The sequence below is a fragment of the Actinoplanes couchii genome (assembly GCF_016862075.1).
GTDB lineage: Bacteria > Actinomycetota > Actinomycetes > Mycobacteriales > Micromonosporaceae > Actinoplanes > Actinoplanes couchii.
Map to the genome: position 1 here is coordinate 119,868 of NZ_BOMG01000027.1, position 19,228 is coordinate 139,095.

Annotated in this window: 14 protein-coding genes and 1 pseudogene; 2 read left to right on the plus strand and 13 right to left on the minus strand. The window is 70.8% G+C overall.

Annotation, left to right across the window (positions count from 1 at the left end; all coding sequences use genetic code 11):
- Positions 1–143: 143 nt before the first annotated feature.
- The 7 genes from mltG to Aco03nite_RS08500 form a co-directional block, all read right to left on the minus strand.
- Positions 144–1,313, minus strand: coding sequence for an endolytic transglycosylase MltG (gene mltG / locus Aco03nite_RS08470; RefSeq protein WP_203794216.1), 1,170 nt, complete (start codon positions 1,311–1,313; stop codon positions 144–146).
- A 13-nt stretch (positions 1,314–1,326) separates the two neighbouring features.
- Positions 1,327–1,788 carry a Holliday junction resolvase RuvX gene (gene ruvX / locus Aco03nite_RS08475; protein ID WP_203794217.1) on the minus strand — a complete coding sequence of 154 codons (462 nt, stop codon included), beginning with the start codon at positions 1,786–1,788 and terminating at the stop codon, positions 1,327–1,329.
- 259 nt (positions 1,789–2,047) lie between these two features.
- The gene (alaS, locus tag Aco03nite_RS08480; RefSeq protein WP_203794218.1) at positions 2,048–4,729 is read right to left on the minus strand and encodes an alanine--tRNA ligase; all 2,682 of its coding nucleotides are present in this window, start codon (positions 4,727–4,729) and stop codon (positions 2,048–2,050) included.
- Positions 4,726–5,016 carry a hypothetical protein gene (locus tag Aco03nite_RS08485; protein ID WP_203794219.1) on the minus strand — a complete coding sequence of 97 codons (291 nt, stop codon included), beginning with the start codon at positions 5,014–5,016 and terminating at the stop codon, positions 4,726–4,728. The genes alaS and Aco03nite_RS08485 overlap by 4 nt, the downstream gene beginning before the upstream one ends.
- 29 nt (positions 5,017–5,045) lie before the next feature.
- The gene (locus Aco03nite_RS08490; RefSeq protein WP_203794220.1) at positions 5,046–5,495 is read right to left on the minus strand and encodes a DUF948 domain-containing protein; all 450 of its coding nucleotides are present in this window, start codon (positions 5,493–5,495) and stop codon (positions 5,046–5,048) included.
- A gap of 80 nt (positions 5,496–5,575) precedes the next feature.
- Positions 5,576–6,208 carry a hypothetical protein gene (locus tag Aco03nite_RS08495; protein ID WP_203794221.1) on the minus strand — a complete coding sequence of 211 codons (633 nt, stop codon included), beginning with the start codon at positions 6,206–6,208 and terminating at the stop codon, positions 5,576–5,578.
- A gap of 458 nt (positions 6,209–6,666) precedes the next feature.
- The gene (locus Aco03nite_RS08500; RefSeq protein ID WP_203794222.1) at positions 6,667–6,888 is read right to left on the minus strand and encodes a hypothetical protein; all 222 of its coding nucleotides are present in this window, start codon (positions 6,886–6,888) and stop codon (positions 6,667–6,669) included.
- Between the two features lie 1,993 nt (positions 6,889–8,881).
- Here Aco03nite_RS08500 and Aco03nite_RS08505 point away from each other — a divergent pair.
- Together Aco03nite_RS08505 and Aco03nite_RS54510 are read left to right on the plus strand one after the other, a co-directional pair.
- Positions 8,882–9,310, plus strand: coding sequence for a hypothetical protein (locus Aco03nite_RS08505; protein WP_203794223.1), 429 nt, complete (start codon positions 8,882–8,884; stop codon positions 9,308–9,310).
- Between the two features lie 825 nt (positions 9,311–10,135).
- The gene (locus Aco03nite_RS54510) at positions 10,136–11,404 is read left to right on the plus strand and encodes a hypothetical protein (protein ID WP_203794224.1); all 1,269 of its coding nucleotides are present in this window, start codon (positions 10,136–10,138) and stop codon (positions 11,402–11,404) included.
- A 365-nt stretch (positions 11,405–11,769) separates the two neighbouring features.
- Here the strand turns inward: Aco03nite_RS54510 and Aco03nite_RS08515 are convergent.
- The 6 genes and pseudogenes from Aco03nite_RS08515 to Aco03nite_RS08540 form a co-directional block, all read right to left on the minus strand.
- Positions 11,770–13,218: pseudogene (locus Aco03nite_RS08515) on the minus strand (replication-associated recombination protein A); the annotation flags it as partial.
- A 492-nt stretch (positions 13,219–13,710) separates the two neighbouring features.
- Positions 13,711–13,932 (minus strand): hypothetical protein, encoded by a 222-nt coding sequence (locus Aco03nite_RS08520; RefSeq protein ID WP_203794225.1) that lies wholly within the window; start codon positions 13,930–13,932, stop codon positions 13,711–13,713.
- 17 nt (positions 13,933–13,949) lie between these two features.
- Complete coding sequence (locus Aco03nite_RS08525; RefSeq protein ID WP_203794226.1) at positions 13,950–15,221, minus strand: MFS transporter; 1,272 nt, start codon at positions 15,219–15,221, stop codon at positions 13,950–13,952.
- A gap of 43 nt (positions 15,222–15,264) precedes the next feature.
- A complete protein-coding gene (locus tag Aco03nite_RS08530) occupies positions 15,265–15,852 on the minus strand; it encodes an ArsR/SmtB family transcription factor (RefSeq protein ID WP_203794320.1) in 588 nt (195 codons plus the stop codon).
- Positions 15,853–16,105: 253 nt separating this feature from the next.
- Positions 16,106–17,908, minus strand: a complete 1,803-nt coding sequence (gene aspS, locus Aco03nite_RS08535) for an aspartate--tRNA ligase (protein ID WP_203794227.1) — start codon at positions 17,906–17,908, stop codon at positions 16,106–16,108.
- A gap of 89 nt (positions 17,909–17,997) precedes the next feature.
- Positions 17,998–18,669, minus strand: a complete 672-nt coding sequence (locus Aco03nite_RS08540) for a hypothetical protein (protein WP_203794228.1) — start codon at positions 18,667–18,669, stop codon at positions 17,998–18,000.
- Between the last annotated feature and the right edge of the window lie 559 nt (positions 18,670–19,228).

Consider the following 19,228-nt stretch of genomic DNA (forward strand, 5'->3'; position numbering starts at 1 on the left):
TTCGCGGGATCGCCACCGCGGCCGCATCAGCACTGACGGGCACCATACCCACATCGATACCCCGCCGCCCACCCCTGAACCTGCCTAACGGCGGTGGCCGACCGGAGCAACTCCGATCGGCCACTCGACCGTGCTCGTGAACCTCAGCAGATCGGAATACCGTTCTTGCACGCGATCTGGATGTTCGCCTCGTGCTCCGCGAAGGTCTTCCCGTACGCCATCTTGCCCGCCGCGTTGACCGTCACGAAGAAGTAGTACGGGCTCTTCTTGGCGTCCAGTGCACCCTTGAGAGCGATGTCCCCCGGGTTGCTGATCGGGCCGATCGCCATACCTTTCACGTTGTACCGGTACGGGTTGTCCTCACCGTGCAGCTCGTCGACCGTCAGCTTCTCGGAGGACTTGCCCTCCTTGCCCTGCAGCCGCAACCAGTAGTTGACGGTGCTGTCCAGCTGGAGGCACTCACACGGGAACTTGCCGGAGTACGCCCGGTTGTAGAGCACCCGGGTGGTCGGGCCCATGTCCTCCGGCAGCAGCGCCTCGACCTGGGTGATCGACGCCGCGACCAGGGCCTCGTACGGCGAGATGTCGTATTTCTCCTGGACCGTGGCGGCGAAGTTCAGCTTGTCCATCTCGGCGTTGAAGTTCTTGACCATCGCCTTGAGGATGCCGTCGGCGGTCGGCTTCTCCGGCAGCTCGTACGTCGCCGGGTAGAGGAAGCCCTCGATGTTGGACTTGTCGACCTTCTTGCCGTCGGTGCGCTTGAGCCACTCCGCGGTCACCCCGAGCTTCGAGATGTCCTTGGCGGCGGTCTCGAACTCCGCGTACTCGATGCCGGTCTTCTTCGAGAACTCCTCGAAGACCTGCATCTTGGTCCAGCCCTCGGGGATGGTCACGCCGTTGACCGTCATGTTCTTGCGGTCCAGCAGCATGGCCAGCGCGTCGGTCGCCTTCATCTGTTTACGGAGCTTGTACGATCCGACCTGGATGGTGGTGCTCTTCGGATCGTCGGCCGCCGCGTTGACGAAGGCCTTGGCGCTCTTCACCACCCCGGCCGTCTCCAGGGTCGCGCCGATCGCGGAGCCGCCGTCGCCCTTCTTGACCGCGACGACCACCTCACCGGTGCCCGGGCCGTCGTAGTCCGCCGCGAAGAAGTAGCCGGAGTACCGGTTCCAGCCGAACCAGGCGCCGCCGCCGAGGACGCCGAACAGCAGCAGCACCACGACGAACACCATGGCAGACCGGCCGGCCCCCTTCTCTTTGCGATGTCGCCATCGCCCGGGGTCCGGGTTGTCCTCGTACTTGAGATCTTCCATCTCGCCGATCACTTTAGGTCTGCCTCCGCTGCGCGTTGAGCCAGCTCTGCAGGATCTCGACGGCCGCCGCCTGGTCGACGACCGCACGCTGGCGCTTGCCCTTGACACCTCGCTCGGACAACCGGCGGCTGGCCACGACGGTCGACATGCGCTCGTCGGTCAGCAGCACCGGAACCGGCGCGAGCAGTGGCGCGAGCCGGTCGACGTACGCCCGGATGTGGCCGGCCGCCACGCCCTCACGCCCGTTCAGAGCCACCGGCAGCCCCACCACGACCTCGACCGCCTCGAACTCGGCGGTCAGCCGGGCCAGTTCCGTCATGTCCTTCGGTGTGCCGTCGTCACCGGTCTCCCGGTCCCGCGGCACGGTCACCACCGGGCTGGCCAGAATCCCGTCCGGGTCGCATCTCGCCACCCCGACACGCACCTGCCCCACGTCCACCCCGAGGCGGACGCCCCGAGCGAATTGTCGAGTCACGCCTTCAACCTGCACAGCACCAACACGTGCCTCCCGTACCGAACGCTTGATGCGAAGCGTAGCGATCGACTCCGTAGATGATCGCTCTCCCGATCGCGCCAAGAGCTTAACCGCATCACCCGTACGTGTGCCGCCACCCGGTACAAGCCCTAAAGTTCCGCTAAGAAACGACCCACAGAGAGGACATTTTTGGTCACTTTGGGTGAAATAAAAGCAGGACGCCCCGGGAGATTCCCGGGGCGTCCTTAAATCTAGACCTCTACGCCAGGTCGCCCAGCGCCTTTTCGACGGCGGCCAGCAACACCGGCGCCTGATCCGCGGGCACGCCGCCGCCCTGCGCCAGATCGGCGTTGCCGCCACCCCGGCCGGACAGCGCCGCCTTCACCAGATCCTGCGCGGACACGCCCCGGCCCTTGGCCGCCGCGTTGACCGCCACGATCAGCGACGCCTTGCCGTTGGAACGCGCGGTCACCGCGACCACCGCCGGACGCGCGGCGTCGATCTTGCCGCGAACCTCCTGCGCGAGGGTACGGACGTCGTTGCCGGCCGCCCCCTCCGGCGCCTCGGTGCCCACGTAGGCCACACCACGCACGTCCTTGGCCTGGCCGGCGAGCGCGCCCGCCCCACCCAGGACCATCTGCGCGCGCATCTTCTCGAGTTCCTTCTCCGCGTCGCGCAGCGCCGTGACGGTCTGCTCGACCCGGTCGGCGACCTGGTCACCGGGCACCCGGAACAGGTCCGCCAGTCGCGACACCAGCAGGTGCTCCTTGGCCAGGAAGCTGAAGGCGTCCAGACCGACAAGAGCCTCGACACGCCGTACGCCGGAACCGATCGACTGCTCGTTGAGGATCTTCACCAGGCCCAGCTGGCCGGACCGGGCCACGTGGGTGCCACCGCACAGCTCCCGCGCGTAGTCACCGACCTCGACGACCCGGACCTCGTCGCCGTACTTCTCGCCGAACAGCGCCATCGCACCGAGCCGGCGCGCCTCCTCCTGCGAGGTGACGAACGCGTTGACCTCGAGGTCGCTCAGCAGCACCTCGTTGATCTGCTGCTCGACGTCGAACAGCACCGACGGGCTGACCGCGCCCGGGGTGTGGAAGTCGAACCGCAGCCGGCCCGGCGCGTTCAGCGAACCCGCCTGGGTCGCCGACTCACCGAGGAAGTTGCGCATCGTCTGGTGCACCAGGTGGGTCGCGGTGTGCGACCGGGAGATCGCCTTGCGGCGGGTCACGTCGATCTCGGCGAGCGCCGTCTCACCGGCCCGCACCTCACCCCGGACGACCCGCGCCTTGTGCACGATCAGGCCCGGGATCGGCTGCTGCACGTCGACGATCTCCAGCCGGCCGTTGCCGACGTTGATCACGCCGGTGTCGGCCTGCTGGCCACCGCCCTCCGCGTAGAACGGGGTGGTGTCCAGGACCAGCTCGACGAAGTCACCCTCGCCGGCCACCTCTTGTTTTCCGGAGGCGCCGATCAGCGCCCGCACCCGGGATTCACGGGTGATCTCCTGGTAACCGGTGAACTCGACCGCGCCGCCCGCCTCCAGCGCCGAACGGTACGCCGACAGGTCCGCGTGGCCCGTCTTGCGCGCCGCCGCGTCCGCCTTCGCCCGGTTCCGCTGGTCGGCCATCAGCCGGCGGAAGCCCTCCTGGTCGACCTGCAGACCCTGCTCCTGCGCGATCTCCAGGGTCAGGTCGATCGGGAAGCCGTACGTGTCGTGCAGCTGGAACGCCTTGTCGCCGCTCAGCTGGGAGCTCCCCTTGGACTTCGACTCGGTGATCGCCGTGTCCAGGATGTTGGTGCCCGCCTTCAGCGTGGAGAGGAACGCCTCCTCCTCCGCGTAGGCGTAGGTCGAGATGCGGCCGAACTCCTTGGCCACCTCCGGGTACGACGGGGCCATGCAGTCCCGCGCGATCGGCAGCAGGATCGGCAGCGCCGGCTCCTGCCAGCCGAGCAGGCGGATCGCCCGGATCGCCCGGCGCATGATGCGGCGCAGCACGTAGCCGCGGCCCTCGTTCGACGGCACGATGCCGTCGGCGATCAGCATCAGCGCGGTCCGCACGTGGTCGGCGATCACCCGCAGGCGCACGTCGTCCGGGTGGCTCTCGGACGCGGCGTGCCCGGACTGCTTGCCGTACTCCTTGCCGGTCATCTCGGCGGCCTTCGCCAGGATCGGCTTGACCTCGTCGATCTCGTACAGGTTGTCGACACCCTGCAGGATCGACGCGATGCGCTCCAGGCCCATGCCGGTGTCGATGTTCTGCTTCGGCAGGTCACCGACGATCGTGAACTCTTCCTTCGACTTCACGTCGGTGATCTCGTGCTGCATGAAGACCAGGTTCCAGAACTCCAGGTACCGGTCCTCGTCGACCTCCGGACCGCCCTCCTGGCCGTACGCCGGGCCGCGGTCGTAGTACAGCTCCGAGCACGGGCCGGCCGGGCCGGGGATGCCCATCGACCAGAAGTTGTCCTTCTTGCCGCGGCGCACGATCCGCTCCGCCGGCAGACCGGTCCGCAGCCACATCTCGATGGCCTCGTCGTCGTCCAGGTAGACGGTCGCCCAGATCTTCTCCGGGTCCAGACCGAAACCACCCTCCTCGACCGGCTTCGTCGACAGCTCCCACGCCAGCCGGATCGCGTCCGCCTTGAAGTAGTCGCCGAACGAGAAGTTGCCGTTCATCTGGAAGAACGTGCCGTGCCGGGAGGTCTTGCCGACCTCGTCGATGTCCGGCGTGCGGATGCACTTCTGCACACTCGCGGCGCGGTCGTACGGTGCGGCCTGCTGGCCCAGGAAGAACGGGACGAACTGCACCATGCCGGCGTTGATGAACAGCAGGTTCGGGTCGTCGATAGCCGGCAGCGGGGCACTCGGGACCACCGTGTGCCCGTTCGCCTCGAAATGCGCCAGGAAGCGCCGCTTGACTTCCGCCGTTCTCATCGATTTCCCTCCTGCGAGCCGGGCTGCGCATCGTCACGCAGCTCGGCGAACTTGTCCTCGTACAGCTCCCCGGCGGCGAACGCCTCGTGGATCTGCTGTTCCCGCTCGGCCATGCCGTCGCGAACGTCCTCCACGAAGCTACGCATCGACTCGACCAAGCCGCCAGCGGATTCCGACAGCGAGGTGGCGATGCCCGTCGGGGTGAACTCGTTGGCCTTCTGGTTCAGCTTGCGGACGACCAGGGCGCCGACGGCCAAACCGACGCCGAGCCACAGCAGACGCTTCACGCGGTATCCCTACTTCCCTGCTTCGGGTCTCAGCGGTTCGCCTTGCGGCGCTGCTTCACGGCGGCGCGGACCTCGCGCTCCTCCTCGGCACTGCGGCGCGCGTTCGCGGCCTTCCGCAGCCCGTAACCGAACGAGGCGACCTTCACCAGCGGGTTCGCGGCAGCCGCCGACACCACGGTGACCAGGTTCGCGATGTTCGCCGACACGTTCTGCGCGTGCTCGGTCATCGTGTCGACCTTGGCCAGCTGCACGTTGACACCGTCCAAAGAGACCTGGACCTGGCTCAGCGCCACGTTCACGTTCTCCACGGTGTGATTCACGTTGGTGAGCAGCGGGCCGGTCCGGTCGACCACGTCGTTGATCGCGTTGGTCGTGGCGTCGATGGTGCGCCCCAGCTTGAGGATCGGCACGGCCAGCACCAGAACGAGCATGAGGAAAGCGCCCGCCGCGACAAGGCCTGCGATATCTCCGGCATTCATGTGGCGCGGTCTCCTATTCGGGTGGTCACGGTTTCGGCGAGACGACTAGCAGACCCTACCGTCCGTGACCACCACCCGCGTCACGACGCCTGGGGTGTCGGGGATAAGAGGGAGTCGGTGTCCGGCAGCGTCGGTTCCGGCGTCTCCCCCAGCGGCCCCGGAGCGGTGTCCGTCTTGCCCCGGGTGTCGGCGATCGTGTTCTGCACCTTGATCCGCACCGACGATCCGGTGCACTCGCCCGGCTCCTGCGGCTCCACCGGCGCCTCGCCCGCCGGCGGATTCAACTCCGCCGCGAAGTGGTCCACCGCACAACCCGGCAGGCCGACAAAAAGATCAAGCGTCAGCTCGTCCTGCCGCCAGCAGCTGTGACTCTCCTCGTCCGGCCGGGACGGCTTCTCGCAGGCCTCCGCCGTCCACTGCGTCCAGCCGGCCTTCGACAGCGCCTGCGAGTACTCGGTCGCCGTCTCCGGGAACGGCCGGTCCGACGCGGCCTCCCGCTCCCGGAACGAACATTCACTGATGCACAGGGCGCTGCCGAACTCCTGGTCCTTGGGCGCCTTGTCCGCCCAGGTACCGACCGCCAGCCGGTCCAGCGAGGCGAAGACCGGGTCGGTGCTCATCGCCCGGACCCCGAAGAACGCCGGCAGCACCAGCAGCACCAGAGCGGCCAGCGAGACCAACGTCACCAGCCGGAGCCGCCGCTGCGTCCGCATCTTGCGCCGCAACTCGGCCAGCCCACTCGCGGCCCTGCCGTCCGTCCCGGCGCCGGCTTCGTCCCCCGAAGACTCGAACCCATCCGCCGGTACGGCCGAAGCCCCACCGCGCCCACCACCGTTACCGGACCCGCCGCCGTTACCGCCGAGTCCACCGCCGCTCCCGTTGCCGGGGCCGCCATCGCTGCTACCAGGACCACCGCTGTTGCCGGGGCCGCCACCGGGTCCGGCGTTACCGCCCGGTCCCGGCCGGCCCGGGGCTCCCGCACGTCCCGCACCCGGTCGCCCGTCCGTCCGGTCAGGACCGCCCGGCCCACGCCCGGGAGCTCCCACCGACGCAGCACCCACCGAGGCAGCACCGACAGAGGCAGCACCGACCGACGCCGCGCCTACCGAGGCGGCGCCCACCGAAGCAGATCCGACCGGAGCCACGCCCGGGGTAGCCGCGCCACCAGGCGTCACAGAGCCGGTGGCACCACCATCGGGCCCACCGGCGCCCCGCCCGGGAACGGCCGCGCCACCCCGAACAGCCCCGGTCCCCATCCCATCCCGCGGACCAGGCCCGCCGGGCCCCATGCCATCCCGCGAACCCGGGCCACCGGGCACCATGCCGTCACGCGAACCTGGGCCACCGGGCACCGTGCCGTCGCGGGCACCGCGACCGCCGGGCCCTCTGCCATCCCTCGGTCCCTGGCCCATCGCCCGGCCGTCACCGTTGTCAGGCCCGTTCGGCCCTCGCCCGGGAACAGCGGCGCCACCCATCGCCCGCGACGGCCCATCCGGCCCCTGACCCGGGACCGAGGCACCGCCCATGGCCCGGGACGGACCATCCGGTCCGGGCCCGGGAACCGAAGCACCACCCATCGCCCGCGACGAACCATCGGGCCCGTGACCGGGCACCGCGGCACCGCCCATCGCCCGCGACGGACCCTCGGGGCCGTGACCGGGCACCGCGGCGCCACCCATCGCCCGCGACGGACCCTCGGGGCCGTGACCGGGCACCGCGGCACCACCCATGGCCCGCGACGGACCGTCCGGCCCGTTGCCTCCACGCATGCCCTGCGGCGGACCGTCCGGCCCCATCCCGGCGGGGCCGGGCACAGCAGCCCCGCCCATCGCCCGGGACGGTCCGTCCAGGCCCTGCCCCGGCACCGGAGCACCACCGGCCGCGCGCGAGCCGTCAGCCCCACGCGGAGCCATTCCAGACGCGCCACCACCGGGTCCACCCGGACCACCCGGTCCACCGATCCCGCCAGGACCACCGGGCCCGTTGGTGCCGCCGTGCCCACCCGGACCACCGGGCCCGTTGGGACCGCCGTGCCCACCCGGGCCACCGGGCCCGCTCGGGCCTCCAGGCCCACCGAGTCCTCCAGGGCCGCCAGGGCCGCCAGGGCCGCCAGAGTTGCCGGGGCCACCAGGTCCACCGGGGCCGCCCGGGCCCATTCCACGACGGCCCGGCCCACCACGCCTCTGCGGACCGGAGGGCCCGCCTTCGGGTCCAGCACCGCCACGCCCAGAGCCGTCGTCCGGACCAACGGCGCCACGCCCGGTCATCCCGGCCGCGTCGTCCTCAGGTCCGGGCCGTCCGTGCCGCGACACCGCACCGGTACCGTCCGGCACCGGCATCCCCCGACGCGAGACAGCGGCAGTCCCGCCATCCCGGTCATCGAACCCCGCCGGGCCACCACCGGGCCCGGGCCGGCCATGACGCAAAACCGCGCCGGTGCCACCGTCCGCGTCAGCAGGCCCACCGTTCGGTCCCGGCCGCCCGTGGCGCGAAACCGCACCGGTGCCACCGTCCAGGTCGACCGGCCCACCGTCCGGACCGGCCACGCCACGACGGGACACCACACCGGTGCCACCGTCGAAACCGTCGCCGGGGCCCGCCATCCCGTGCCGGGACACCGCACCGGTCCCACCGTCGAAGCCGCCGTCAGGACCGACCACTCCATGACGCGACACCGCGCCCGTGCCACCGTCAAAGCCGCCGTCAGGACCAGGCATCCCACGACGCGACACCGCCCCCGTGCCACCGTCGAAACCACCGTCAGGACCGACCACTCCATGACGCGACACCGCGCCCGTGCCACCGTCGAAACCACCGTCAGGACCAGGCATTCCACGACGCGAGACCGCACCGGTCCCACCGTCGAAACCGTCGCCGGGGCCGGCCGCTCCGTGGCGGGTGACCGCGCCGGTTCCACCGTCCGGGCCGGTCGGCCCCTGACCGGGTACCGACGCGCCGCCACGTGCCGGTCCACGGCCGCGGACCTGAGCCCCACCACGGGCCGGACCGCCGTCAGGGCCGCCGGGGACCATGCCGCCGGGACCGTCCGGGCCACCCACGTTCATACCGCCGGGGCCACCAGGACCGCCCTGCCGCATGCCACCGGGACCGCCCGCGGCCACGTCTCCAGGGTTGCCGGGACCACCCGCGTGCATACCGCCAGGGCCGCTCGGTCCTCCCGGGTGCATTCCGCCCGGACCGTTCGGGGACATGCCCGTGGGGCCGCCGGGGCCGGGGCCCACAGGACCGCCGGGGGGCATGCCGCCGGGGCCGGGCTGTCCGACCACGGCTCGGCCGGGGCCCATCTGCGGGGCGGGACCGTTGCCGGGGACGGGAACCGCCGCTCCGGCCCGGGCCGTCCCGGGGGCGTCCGGACGTACGCCGCCGTGTCTTCCGGTGTGCTCGTCGCCGTCAGCCGGGAAGGCGCCGGTGGCTTGCGGACCGCCCGGGCCCTCCGCGCGGGCCGCCCGGCGGCCCGGACCGGCCTGTTCCGGAACGGAGACGCCGCCCGCGGAGGTGCGGTCCTCGCCGGCCTGCGGCGGGATTCCCGGTCCGCGCTGGCCACGCGCGGGGCCGGGCCGCTGGATGACTCCGGAGGTGCTGTCGGCCATGGCTCCGGCACGACCGGGAACCGCGGGCGTACGGGCGCCCTGCCGCCCCGGCACCACCGGCGGGACGACTGCGGCGGCTCGCACCGGGCGCCCGTCACCAGGGCCGATGCGGCGCGGCGCGGGAACGTCCGGGGTTCCGGTGAATCCGCCGATCTCCGGCTCGTCCGGGTCCTCGCCACGACGCGCGTTCCGGCGGCGGCGTGACTCGCCCGGCCGCACCTCTCCTGAGTCGTCGCCGCGCCGGATCACACCGTGGGATCCGGTGTCGGTGCCGGTCTGGACGAACGCGTGGGAACCGGTGTCGGTGCCCGTCCGCGGGAAGGCGTGCGATCCGGTACCGGTCGCGGCCCACGAACCACTGTGCCGTCCGTCTTCTCCGGGTGCTCCCGGGCCGCCCCGGTGACCGAAGTCGCCGTCCGGTGCCGGCTGACCGGCCCGTCCGTGACGCCCGGTCGACTCGTCGGCGTCGTCCGGCCTCGCCCGGCGGCCTTGCCCGCGACCGGCCTGATCATCGGCGCCGTCCGGCCGGCCGGGCGCACTCCGGCCCTGCTCATACCCGTTCGGGATGGCACCGGACTGATGCACCGCGTCATAGGCGGTCGGGATCGGACCCGACTGATGGACGGCGTCGTAGGCGTTGGGAATCGGCCCCGACTGGTGCACCGCGTCGTAACCACTCGGAACCGGACCCGGCTGGGGCGCCTGGCCGTAAGCGTTGGGAATGGGGCCCGACTGATGGACCTCGTCATAACCCGGGGGAACCGCCCCCGGCCCGCGCCCGGCACCCGGGATCGGCCCGGAACGGTGCACGGCGTCCGGACCGCCCGAGACCGGGTCGGTGGGACGGAACCGGTCCCGGGCGGGACCGGCCGGCGAGGTGGGCCGGATGCCGGGCCCTGCCGAGCGCTGGCCCGGCGACACCGGGCGCACTCCAGGAGCGGCACCACGAGCAGCGGGATTCCCCTGACGGGGCGACGGGATCTCCGGGGCGTTGCCGGAGAGCGGGACCGCCGTACCAGCAGATGGGGGTTGGCCGGGGAACATCTGCCCGGACGGGTCCGCATCGATCTGGCGGCGCCCACCTCCCGGGTCCTGCCCGACCTGGGCGCGACCACCCTGCGGCGGCCCTCCACGGCGTGCGCCGGGCGGCATCTGACCGGGCCCCTGCGGCATCTGACCAGGACCGGCCTGGCCTTGTTGCATCTGACCGGGACCAGCTTGGCCCTGCGGCATCTGTCCGGGACCGGCCTGACCCTGCGGCATCTGACCGGGCCGACCCGGGCCCGGCTGCATCTGGTGAGGACCGCCCGGTCCTTGCGGCATCTGGCCCGGCATGCCCTGGCCCGGAGGCATCTGGCCTGGCACGCCGGCCTGGCCGGGAGGCATTTGACCGGCGGGAGGGCGCTGTCCGGCCGGGTTCGGGCCCCGGCGGCCACGGCCCTGCTGATCGAACTGACCCGGGCCGGGCGGCATCTGACCGGACGGCGCACCACCGGGCGGCATCTGACCGGGAGAGACCGGACCGGGCTGCAACTGGCCGGGAGCGACCGCTCCGGGCGGAAGCTGCCCGTGCGGAATCGGCGGCGGAGACATCACACCGGGACGCTGCCCCGGCGGCATCTGCTGGCCGGGAACGCCGGCCGCGCCACGCTGGCCCATGCCGGGCGACACCGGAGCCGACGGCCCCGCTCCCGGATGCTGACCCGGACCCATCGGCCCGGCCGGGCCGGGACGCTGACCGGACGGACCGGCGGCTCCCCGGGGCGCCGAACCGGGGTCGGCCTGGCCACCCTGCGGCTCGTCGAACTCCTCCGACTCACCGGGGAACGCGAAGTCGTCGTCGGGGACGTCGTCGGGGCCCGGAGCGGTGCGCCCAGACTTGCTGATCCGGCCCTCGCCGGGACGGGTACCCGGGCCGATGGCGCTCCGGTCCTGCTTGGCCGTGCGCAGGTCGTCGAGCCAGCCGGTCTCCTCGCCGGAGATCTCCTGGGGAACGACCGGCGGCTCGGCACGACCTCCACGCCCGAAGCGCCGGCGGGGCTTCCCACCCTGCTCGTCGCGCGGACCCGCGTCGTCGTCGGGCCGATCGGCACCCCGCCCTGTCACCGCTGTTCCTCCCCGGCACTGTCGCCGCTGTCGTCATCACTCACGTTCCGGTCGGCCGACTCGCCGTCGGCCGCCCGGCGCCCGGTTGTCTTCTGCCCGGCTGGTCGCTCACCGGATGTCGCGCCGGCACCACCCACCGGATCGGACGGATCACTGCCAGCGACTTCAACACTTTCCGCCACAGTTATGTGACGTAACGAAGTCGTCTTCGCGTTTTCCGGTTCCGAGTCCGCCGAAAACTGTGACTCATTCACGCCCGATGCACCACCCACCGCGTGGCCCGCGACCGTCACCGAATCGTCATACACACTGCTCAGCGCATCGGAATTCGTTTTCCCGACGGGCCCAGAAGATCCACTCGACTGATCACCAGCGGCGACACCGGAAGCACTCGCAGTCACCCGCTGCTCTTCGGTGGCCGCGCTGTCACCAACGGACACCGGCTGCTCCCCATCGACCTTCGTCTCGCCGGTCTGCTTCCCGTCGACTTGCTCCCCGCCGGACTTCGTCTCGTCTGGTTGCTTCCGGTCTGCTTGCTTCCGGTCTGCTTGCTTCGCGTCTGCTTGCTTCCCGTCGGCTTTCATCCCGTCGGCGCCGGAAGGCCGGGGGCCAGCGGCCGGCCGTGCCGCCGGGCCGAGCCCGCGCACGATCCGCCGGAGACGGGGCACCCGCTCGGCCACCGCCCGCTCGGCGCCGTGCTCGGTCGGGCGGTAGTAGTCCGTACCGACAAGATCGTCCGGAACGTACTGCTGGCGGACCACACCCCGCGCATCGTCGTGTGGATAGCGGTAACCGATGCCGTGCCCGAGCCCCCGCGAACCCGGATAGTGCCCGTCCCGAAGATGCGACGGCACCGGGCCACCCCGACCGGCCCGCACATCGGCCATCGCCTCGCCGAGAGCGACGGTGACACTGTTCGACTTGGGCGCGGTGGCCATGTGCACCACCGCCTGCGCCAGGTTCAGCCCGGCCTCGGGAAGCCCCACGTTCTGTACAGCCTGGCCGGCCGCCGTCGCCACGAGCAGCGCCTGCGGGTCGGCCATGCCGATGTCCTCGCTGGCGAAGATCACGATGCGCCGGGCGATGAACCGCGGATCCTCGCCCGCCACCAGCATCCGCGCCAGGTAGTGCAGGGCCGCGTCGGGATCACTGCCCCGCATGCTCTTGATGAACGCGCTGATGATGTCGTAGTGCGCGTCACCGTCGCGGTCGTAACGGACCGCCGCCACGTCGACCGCCTTCTCGGCGGTGGCGAGGTCGATCTCCACGGCATCCTGCGCGAGAGCCGAGCCGGCCGCGGCCTCAAGAGCGGTCAGAGCCTTGCGTACGTCGCCGGACGCCAGCCGTACGAGATGCTCCTCGGCCTCCGGGGCGAGGGTGACCGAACCGCCGAGCCCTCGCTCGTCGGTGACCGCGCGCCGGATCAGGCGCCGCACGTCGTCCTCGTCGAGCGGTTGGAGAGTCAGGAGCACACAGCGGGAGAGCAAGGGCGAGATCACTGAGAAGTACGGGTTCTCCGTGGTCGCCGCGAGCAACGTGACCGTCCGGTCCTCGACGGCGGCCAGCAACGAGTCCTGCTGGGTCTTGCTGAAACGGTGGACCTCGTCGATGAACAGCACCGTCGGCGGCCCGCCGTAACGCCGCTCGCGCCGGGCCGTGTCGATCACCGCGCGCACGTCCTTGACGCCCGCGGTGAGTGCCGACATCGCGACGAACTTGCGATCCGTCGCGTTGGCGACGAGGTGCGCGATGGTCGTCTTGCCGGTGCCGGGCGGCCCCCACAGGATCACCGACATCGGGCTGGCGCCGGTCACGAGCTGGCGCAGCGGGGCACCCGGAGCGAGTAGATGCTCCTGCCCGATCAGCTCGTCCAGCGAGGCGGGCCGCATGCGCACCGGAAGCGGCGCGTCACCGGCCGGACGCCCGAATCCAGCGGCACCGGCACCAGCCGGTTCCACGGTCCGCGCCTCCGGCGGTGTGAGGGAGAAGAGCCCATCCGTTTCCATCAGAACCGACAGTACCGGCCGAACCGACCCGATCCGAAACGCGACCTACCGCCCTGTGGATAAGCGCCCGAGCAGCCACGACGACCTAACCGAGCGTATCCCCATCGATCACCACCACACACCCGCGTCACTGCCCGGCCCCCATTCGATCATCGCCGCAGCCCACCCGGTGACCATGCGAATTAGGACGCGGTGATCGCGTGTCGAGGCCACCACACACCCGCGTCACAACCCGGACCCTCACTCGATCATCGCCCCAGCCCGCCCGGTGACCCTACGAATCAGGACGCGATGATCGCCCAGCACAAACCCGCAGCCTCACCCTCGGCCGCTCGGCCGCTCGGCCGCTCGGCCGCTCGGCCGCTCGGCCCTGGACCCGAGCGCAGGAACGACCGCTCCACCCTGCACTGGTGCCCGGACACGGCTTCGGCCCGCCTGGGGGCAGGCGGGCCGAAGTGGCCGGAGGGCTGGGCGGCCGTGGGGCCGCTCAGATCAGCCGCGACCGGGGCGACGACCGTAGAAGCGACGGCCGGAGCCGGAGCCCGAACCGGCGCGGGGACCGCTGCCGATACCGGCCAGGTACAGCGAGAGCAGCAGGAGACCGAGCGACGCCATGGTCGAGAAGTTGATGAGGTCGGGAGCGCCGAAATGGGTGTTGAGCAGATCGGAGAGCAGGTAGATGCCGAATACAACGGCAGCGGCGATGGCGAGCATCGATATCCTCCGGGGGGTCAGAGAGCCTGTGACAGGCTGATACCCGACTGGGAGGGCTCCCGAAACTCCATCTCGGACGAGTTCGGACGAGACTTCACCAGATACAGCGGCGCCGCCACGGCCAGCACCACCGCACCGGCCACGATCGCGGCTCCGGTGCCCGCCCAGGCTGCCACCGCGGTGAGCACGATCGATCCGAACGCGAAGCCCGGCTGGCCGACCATCGAGTTCAGTGAGAGAAGTACGGTTCGGTACTCCCCCTCGGCCTGCCGGTGCAGCAGAGCGGCGTGTACCGGGTTCGCCGCCCCGTGCACCATGTAGCAGATGAGGAATCCCCCGATCACACCGATCGGTCCGGCGAGCAGCCCCATCGCGACGATCGCCAGTCCCTGACCGATCCGCAGGGCGAATCCGGTCCACCGGGGGCCGAGCCGGCGGGTGAGCACCGGAACCAGAGCGGCACCCGCGGCCGCGGCTCCCCACGCGGCCGAACTGACCGGCCCGGTCAACGCTCCCGCCATGGTGGTGACCTCACTCAGCCGCACCGGCATCAGCTGTTCGAAGGTGACCATCCCGAAGCTCCACAGGAACTCCACCGAGATCAGCGCGAGCACCACCCGCGACCGGCGGGCCAGGCTGAACGCGGATCCGATCGCCGACGGCACGCCACGTAGCGAGGCGACGAACGCGGCCTTCCCGCGAGCCGGGCGCTCCTCGGTCATCAACAACGCCAGCGCCACGGTGCCGACCAGGCTCAGGCCGAGTGAAACCAGCACCGGCACGGTCAGAGCGCTGAACGGGCCGAGTGGCCCGAGCCACACCAGCCCACCGCTGAGCAGAGCTGTCCCGGCGATCGCCAGGCTGGACGTGGTGCCGCCGAGACTGAGCCCGGTCTCGATGTCGGCTTGCGGATCAGCGGCCAGGGAGCGGTCGACGAACCAGGACTCCAGCGGGCCGCTGTCCAGCGCGCGGTAGACGCCCTGCAGCAGATAGGACAGACCGAGCAGCATCATCGAGTCGGCGACCAGGAGAAGCGCCAGTGAGGCCAGGTTGATCACCCCGGCGACGAGCAGCACCGGCCGCCGGCCGAGAGCGTCGGCCAGCCCGCCGGTCGGCAGCTCCAGCAGGAGCACGACGATCCCCTGGATCGCCACGACCGATCCGATCTGCGCGATACCGAGCCCGCGCTCCAGCGCCAGCAGCACGAACACCGGGATCAACAGGCCGACTGGCAGCCATCGCAGCCCGAGCAGGACCAGGTAACGGAGTCCTACCTGCTTCGCGGTCATTCCTCACACCCGCCTCTCTTCGGTCGGTCAGTCAGCCGATCGGTCAGTCGGTCGCCCGGTGTCTGCGTGGGCCCTGCGTCTCCGGCAGCACGGCGGCATAGAGGACGACGGGACGCGCGCCGGGACGCGGATCGTCTCGGGCCGCCGCACGATGCCTCTCGACCACTCCGTCCACCTCCTCCATCAGCTCTCTCAGCTGCCCGGCGTCGAGAGTGAGCAGGTAGTCGGAGATCCCGCCGGCCTCCTGCCACTCGAGTGACTCGCCGGGCAGCGCTTCCCGCCAGGACCGGGCCAGCTCAGCGAACCGATTCACCTGATGCGTCTCCATCCACTCGGCGGCGGCGGTGGCATCCGGGTCGTCCTCGTAGAAGCCTCGCTGCCAGCTGGACATGTCGTGCACGGCCCGCCACCAGCGCTGCCGGCCACCGCCCGCCCGGTCCTCCTCGGCGACCAGCCCGGCCTCGGCCAGCTGCCGCAGGTGATAGCTGGTCGCACCGGAATTGGTCTCCAGGACCTCGGCGAGGCTCGTCGCCGTGGCCGGCCCGCCGGCCCGCAGGTGCCCGAGCAGCCGGACCCGCAGCGGGTGGGCGAGAACCTGGATCTGCCGCCCGCTGAGGTGCACGAACGTCATCTCGAACGGCCTCGGCCCGGCGGCCTTTCCTGGCTCCCCCGACTCGTCCTTCTCTTCACTGACCATGCGTCCACAATATCTGTGCACAGAAGCTTTGCACAATCTCTTTGCATAAAAATCGTGGAAGTGCCAGACTCACACCACGACACGGAACGGGGGTTCTGCGATGACAGCGAGATGGGCGCGTGCCGGGACTGCGGAAACGACGGAACCGGCAGCCGAGAGGTTCTCGACTGCCGGTTCCGGTGACGATCTAGTTCGAGTGCTGGACCGGAACGGCCTGACCGTCGGTGCCGGGCGTGCCCGCGGCGGCCTTCGGCTTGGCGTCGATGCCAGCCTCGAGACGCTGCTGCGAGGTGATCGGCGTCGGCGCGGTGGTCAGCGGGTCGAAACCGCCACGCGTCTTCGGGAAGGCGATGACCTCACGGATCGACTCGTTGCCGCTGAGCAGCATGCAGGTGCGGTCCCAGCCGAGGGCGATGCCGGCGTGCGGCGGCGGGCCGTATTTGAAGGCCTCCAGCAGGAAGCCGAACTTGTCGGCAGCTTCCTCCGGCGTGATGCCGAGCAGGTCGAAGACCCGGCTCTGCACGTCGCCACGGTGGATACGGACCGAGCCACCACCGATCTCGTTGCCGTTGACGACGATGTCGTAGGCGTAGGCCAGGGCCTGGTCCGGAGCGGTCTCGAAGTTGCCGATCCACTCGTCGTTCGGCGAGGTGAACGGGTGGTGGACCGCGGTCCAGCCGCCCTCGTCCGTCTTCTCGAACATCGGGGCGTCGACCACCCAGCAGAAGGCCCAGGCGGACTCGTCGATCAGGTTCGCCCGCTTGGCGATCTCGATGCGAGCCGCACCGAGCAGCTCCTGAGCCTCCCGGCGCTCGGTCGCCGCGGCAAAGAAGACTGCGTCACCCGGCTTCGCGCCGACGACGTCCGCCAGGCCGGAGAGGTGCTCGGCCGACAGGTTCTTCGCGACGGGCCCCTTCGGCTCGCCGGTCTCGGCGTCGAGGACGACGTAGGCCAGACCCCGGGCGCCACGGGCCTTCGCCCAGTCCTGCCAGCCGTCCAGCTCCTTGCGGCTCTGCGAGGCGCCGCCCGGCATGACGACCGCACCGACGTAACCACCGGCGTCGATCGCACCCGCGAAGACCCGGAAAGCAGTCCCCCGCAGGTAATCGGTCAGCTCGACCAGCTCGACGCCATAACGCAGGTCGGGCTTGTCGGAGCCGTAACGGTTCATCGCGTCGGTCCAGGTGATCCGCGGGATCGGCAGCTGCACCTGGTAATCGGCGAGCTCGCTCCACAGCCGGGAGACGATCTCCTCGCCCAGCGCGATGATGTCGTCCTGGGTGACGAAGGACATCTCGATGTCGAGCTGGGTGAACTCGGGCTGCCGGTCGGCGCGGAAGTCCTCGTCGCGGTAACAACGGGCGATCTGGTAGTAGCGCTCCATGCCGGCGACCATCAGGAGCTGCTTGAACAGCTGAGGCGACTGGGGCAGGGCGTACCACGTGCCCGGCTGGAGACGGACCGGGACCAGGAAGTCGCGAGCGCCCTCGGGAGTCGAGCGCGTCAGCGTCGGCGTCTCGATCTCGTTGAAATCGCGGGCGTGCAGGATCTCCCGGGCGATCTGGTTGGCGCGGCTGCGCAGGCGCAGCGCGTTCGCCGGGCCGGAGCGGCGCAGGTCCAGGTAGCGGTACTTCAGGCGGAGGTCGTCGGAAGCGGTGATCGTGTCGTCGACCGGCAGCGGCAGGGGGGCCGCCTCGGACAGCACGGTCAGCTCGTTCGCGACCACCTCGATCGCGCCGGTGGCCAGCTCCGGGTTCTCGTTGCCGTCCGGGCGGGCGTTGACCTCGCCGACGACCTTGACACAGAACTCGTTGCGCAACGCGTGCGCGTCCTCCTCGCGGAAGACCACCTGGACGACGCCCGAAGCGTCACGGAGGTCGACGAAGATGACACCGCCGTGGTCGCGCCGACGCGCGACCCAGCCGGCGAGCGTCACCGTCGTGCCGGCATCGCTCGCGCGCAGAGTGCCGGCGTCATGGGTACGGATCACGGAAACGTCTCCTTACAGAGTTCGCGGGGCGCACCCGACATTCTGTCAGGAGCGCCCCGCGCCGCGTGCCACGGGCCGGTTACCGCTCTCTACTTCGGTACCTGCCACGAGGTGGCACGCAGGCCGGCGGTGCCGGAGCCGCCGACGTCGATGATCTCCACGAGGACCAGTTCGGCAGGTGCCGCGGCAGTGAGGACGCAAAGTGCCGAACCGGTCCTGACCTCCACCTGCAGCCCTCGGCCGAGCGGGCTGGTCCGGATCGCCCGGTCGCATCCGGCCGCGTCGGTGTCGGCGCTGACCTGCCGGCTTCCGGCCGCCGCGCCGGCGCCCAGGCTCAGTTTCGGCGGTTCGGCGCCGCAGCGGCCCTGGTACCTGAGGTCGGCCACGGACTCGGGCGCGTCGGCACGGGGCTCATCGAGATCAAGATGGATCACGGCGGCGCAGGCCAGGTCGAGACGGAGCGGTTCCTTGGCGTACGAGACCGGAAATCGAACCGGATCCAGCGGCCGGGACCGGTCAGGTGGAGGAGACTGCCTTGCCGCCTCGAGCATCCCGGTCACCCGCGGCGTGGGTGTCGTCGAAACCATCAACGGCGGAGAGATTCCGTTGACCGTCTCGAAGGTGCGCCAGGAGAGGAAGCCCGCGCCGGCAGCGACACCGAGCGCCAGCAGACTGAAGACGACCGCGAGTGCCACAGCGGGGCGACGGGTCTTACGGGGCTTGCCGGAGCCACCGACGAAGACGGACGGGGAGCCGGTCACGGCCAACGGCTCGATCGCGGATCGGGATGTACCGGCGGAGTCCCTGAAGCCCTCGCCGGTTCTCAATCCGGTTCCGCCGGGTTCTCCGGTCCCGTCAGCGAACTCGCGAAACCTGCCGGCCGGCGCCCTCTCAGCGTCGGCGGGCTCACGACCGTTGCCGGGCCCACGATCATTGCCGGATCGTCGAAAGTTGCCGGGTTTCCGGAAGCTCGTAGATTCCCCGGCGCTGCCGGATTCCCCGCCGTTGCCGGGTATATGGCTATTGCCGGATTCGCGGGTATCGCTGGCTTCGCGTGCGTTGCCGGATCTTCTGACGTCTCCGGGTTCACTGACCCCACCAGCTGGACTTCTGGTCGCGTCAACCGGTTCTCTGACGGTGCCGGCTGACTCCCTCGCCGCCTTGGCGGAATCTCTGGCGGCGATGGCGAACTCCCTGGCCGCGCCGAGCGGCTCGGTCGGACCGTCGGCGTAGGCGGGCGACGGCCCCCGGGGCGGAACCCATTGACGAGGGGCAACGGGACGCCGCTGCGGTGCCGGACTCGCGGGTTGCGCGGAATCG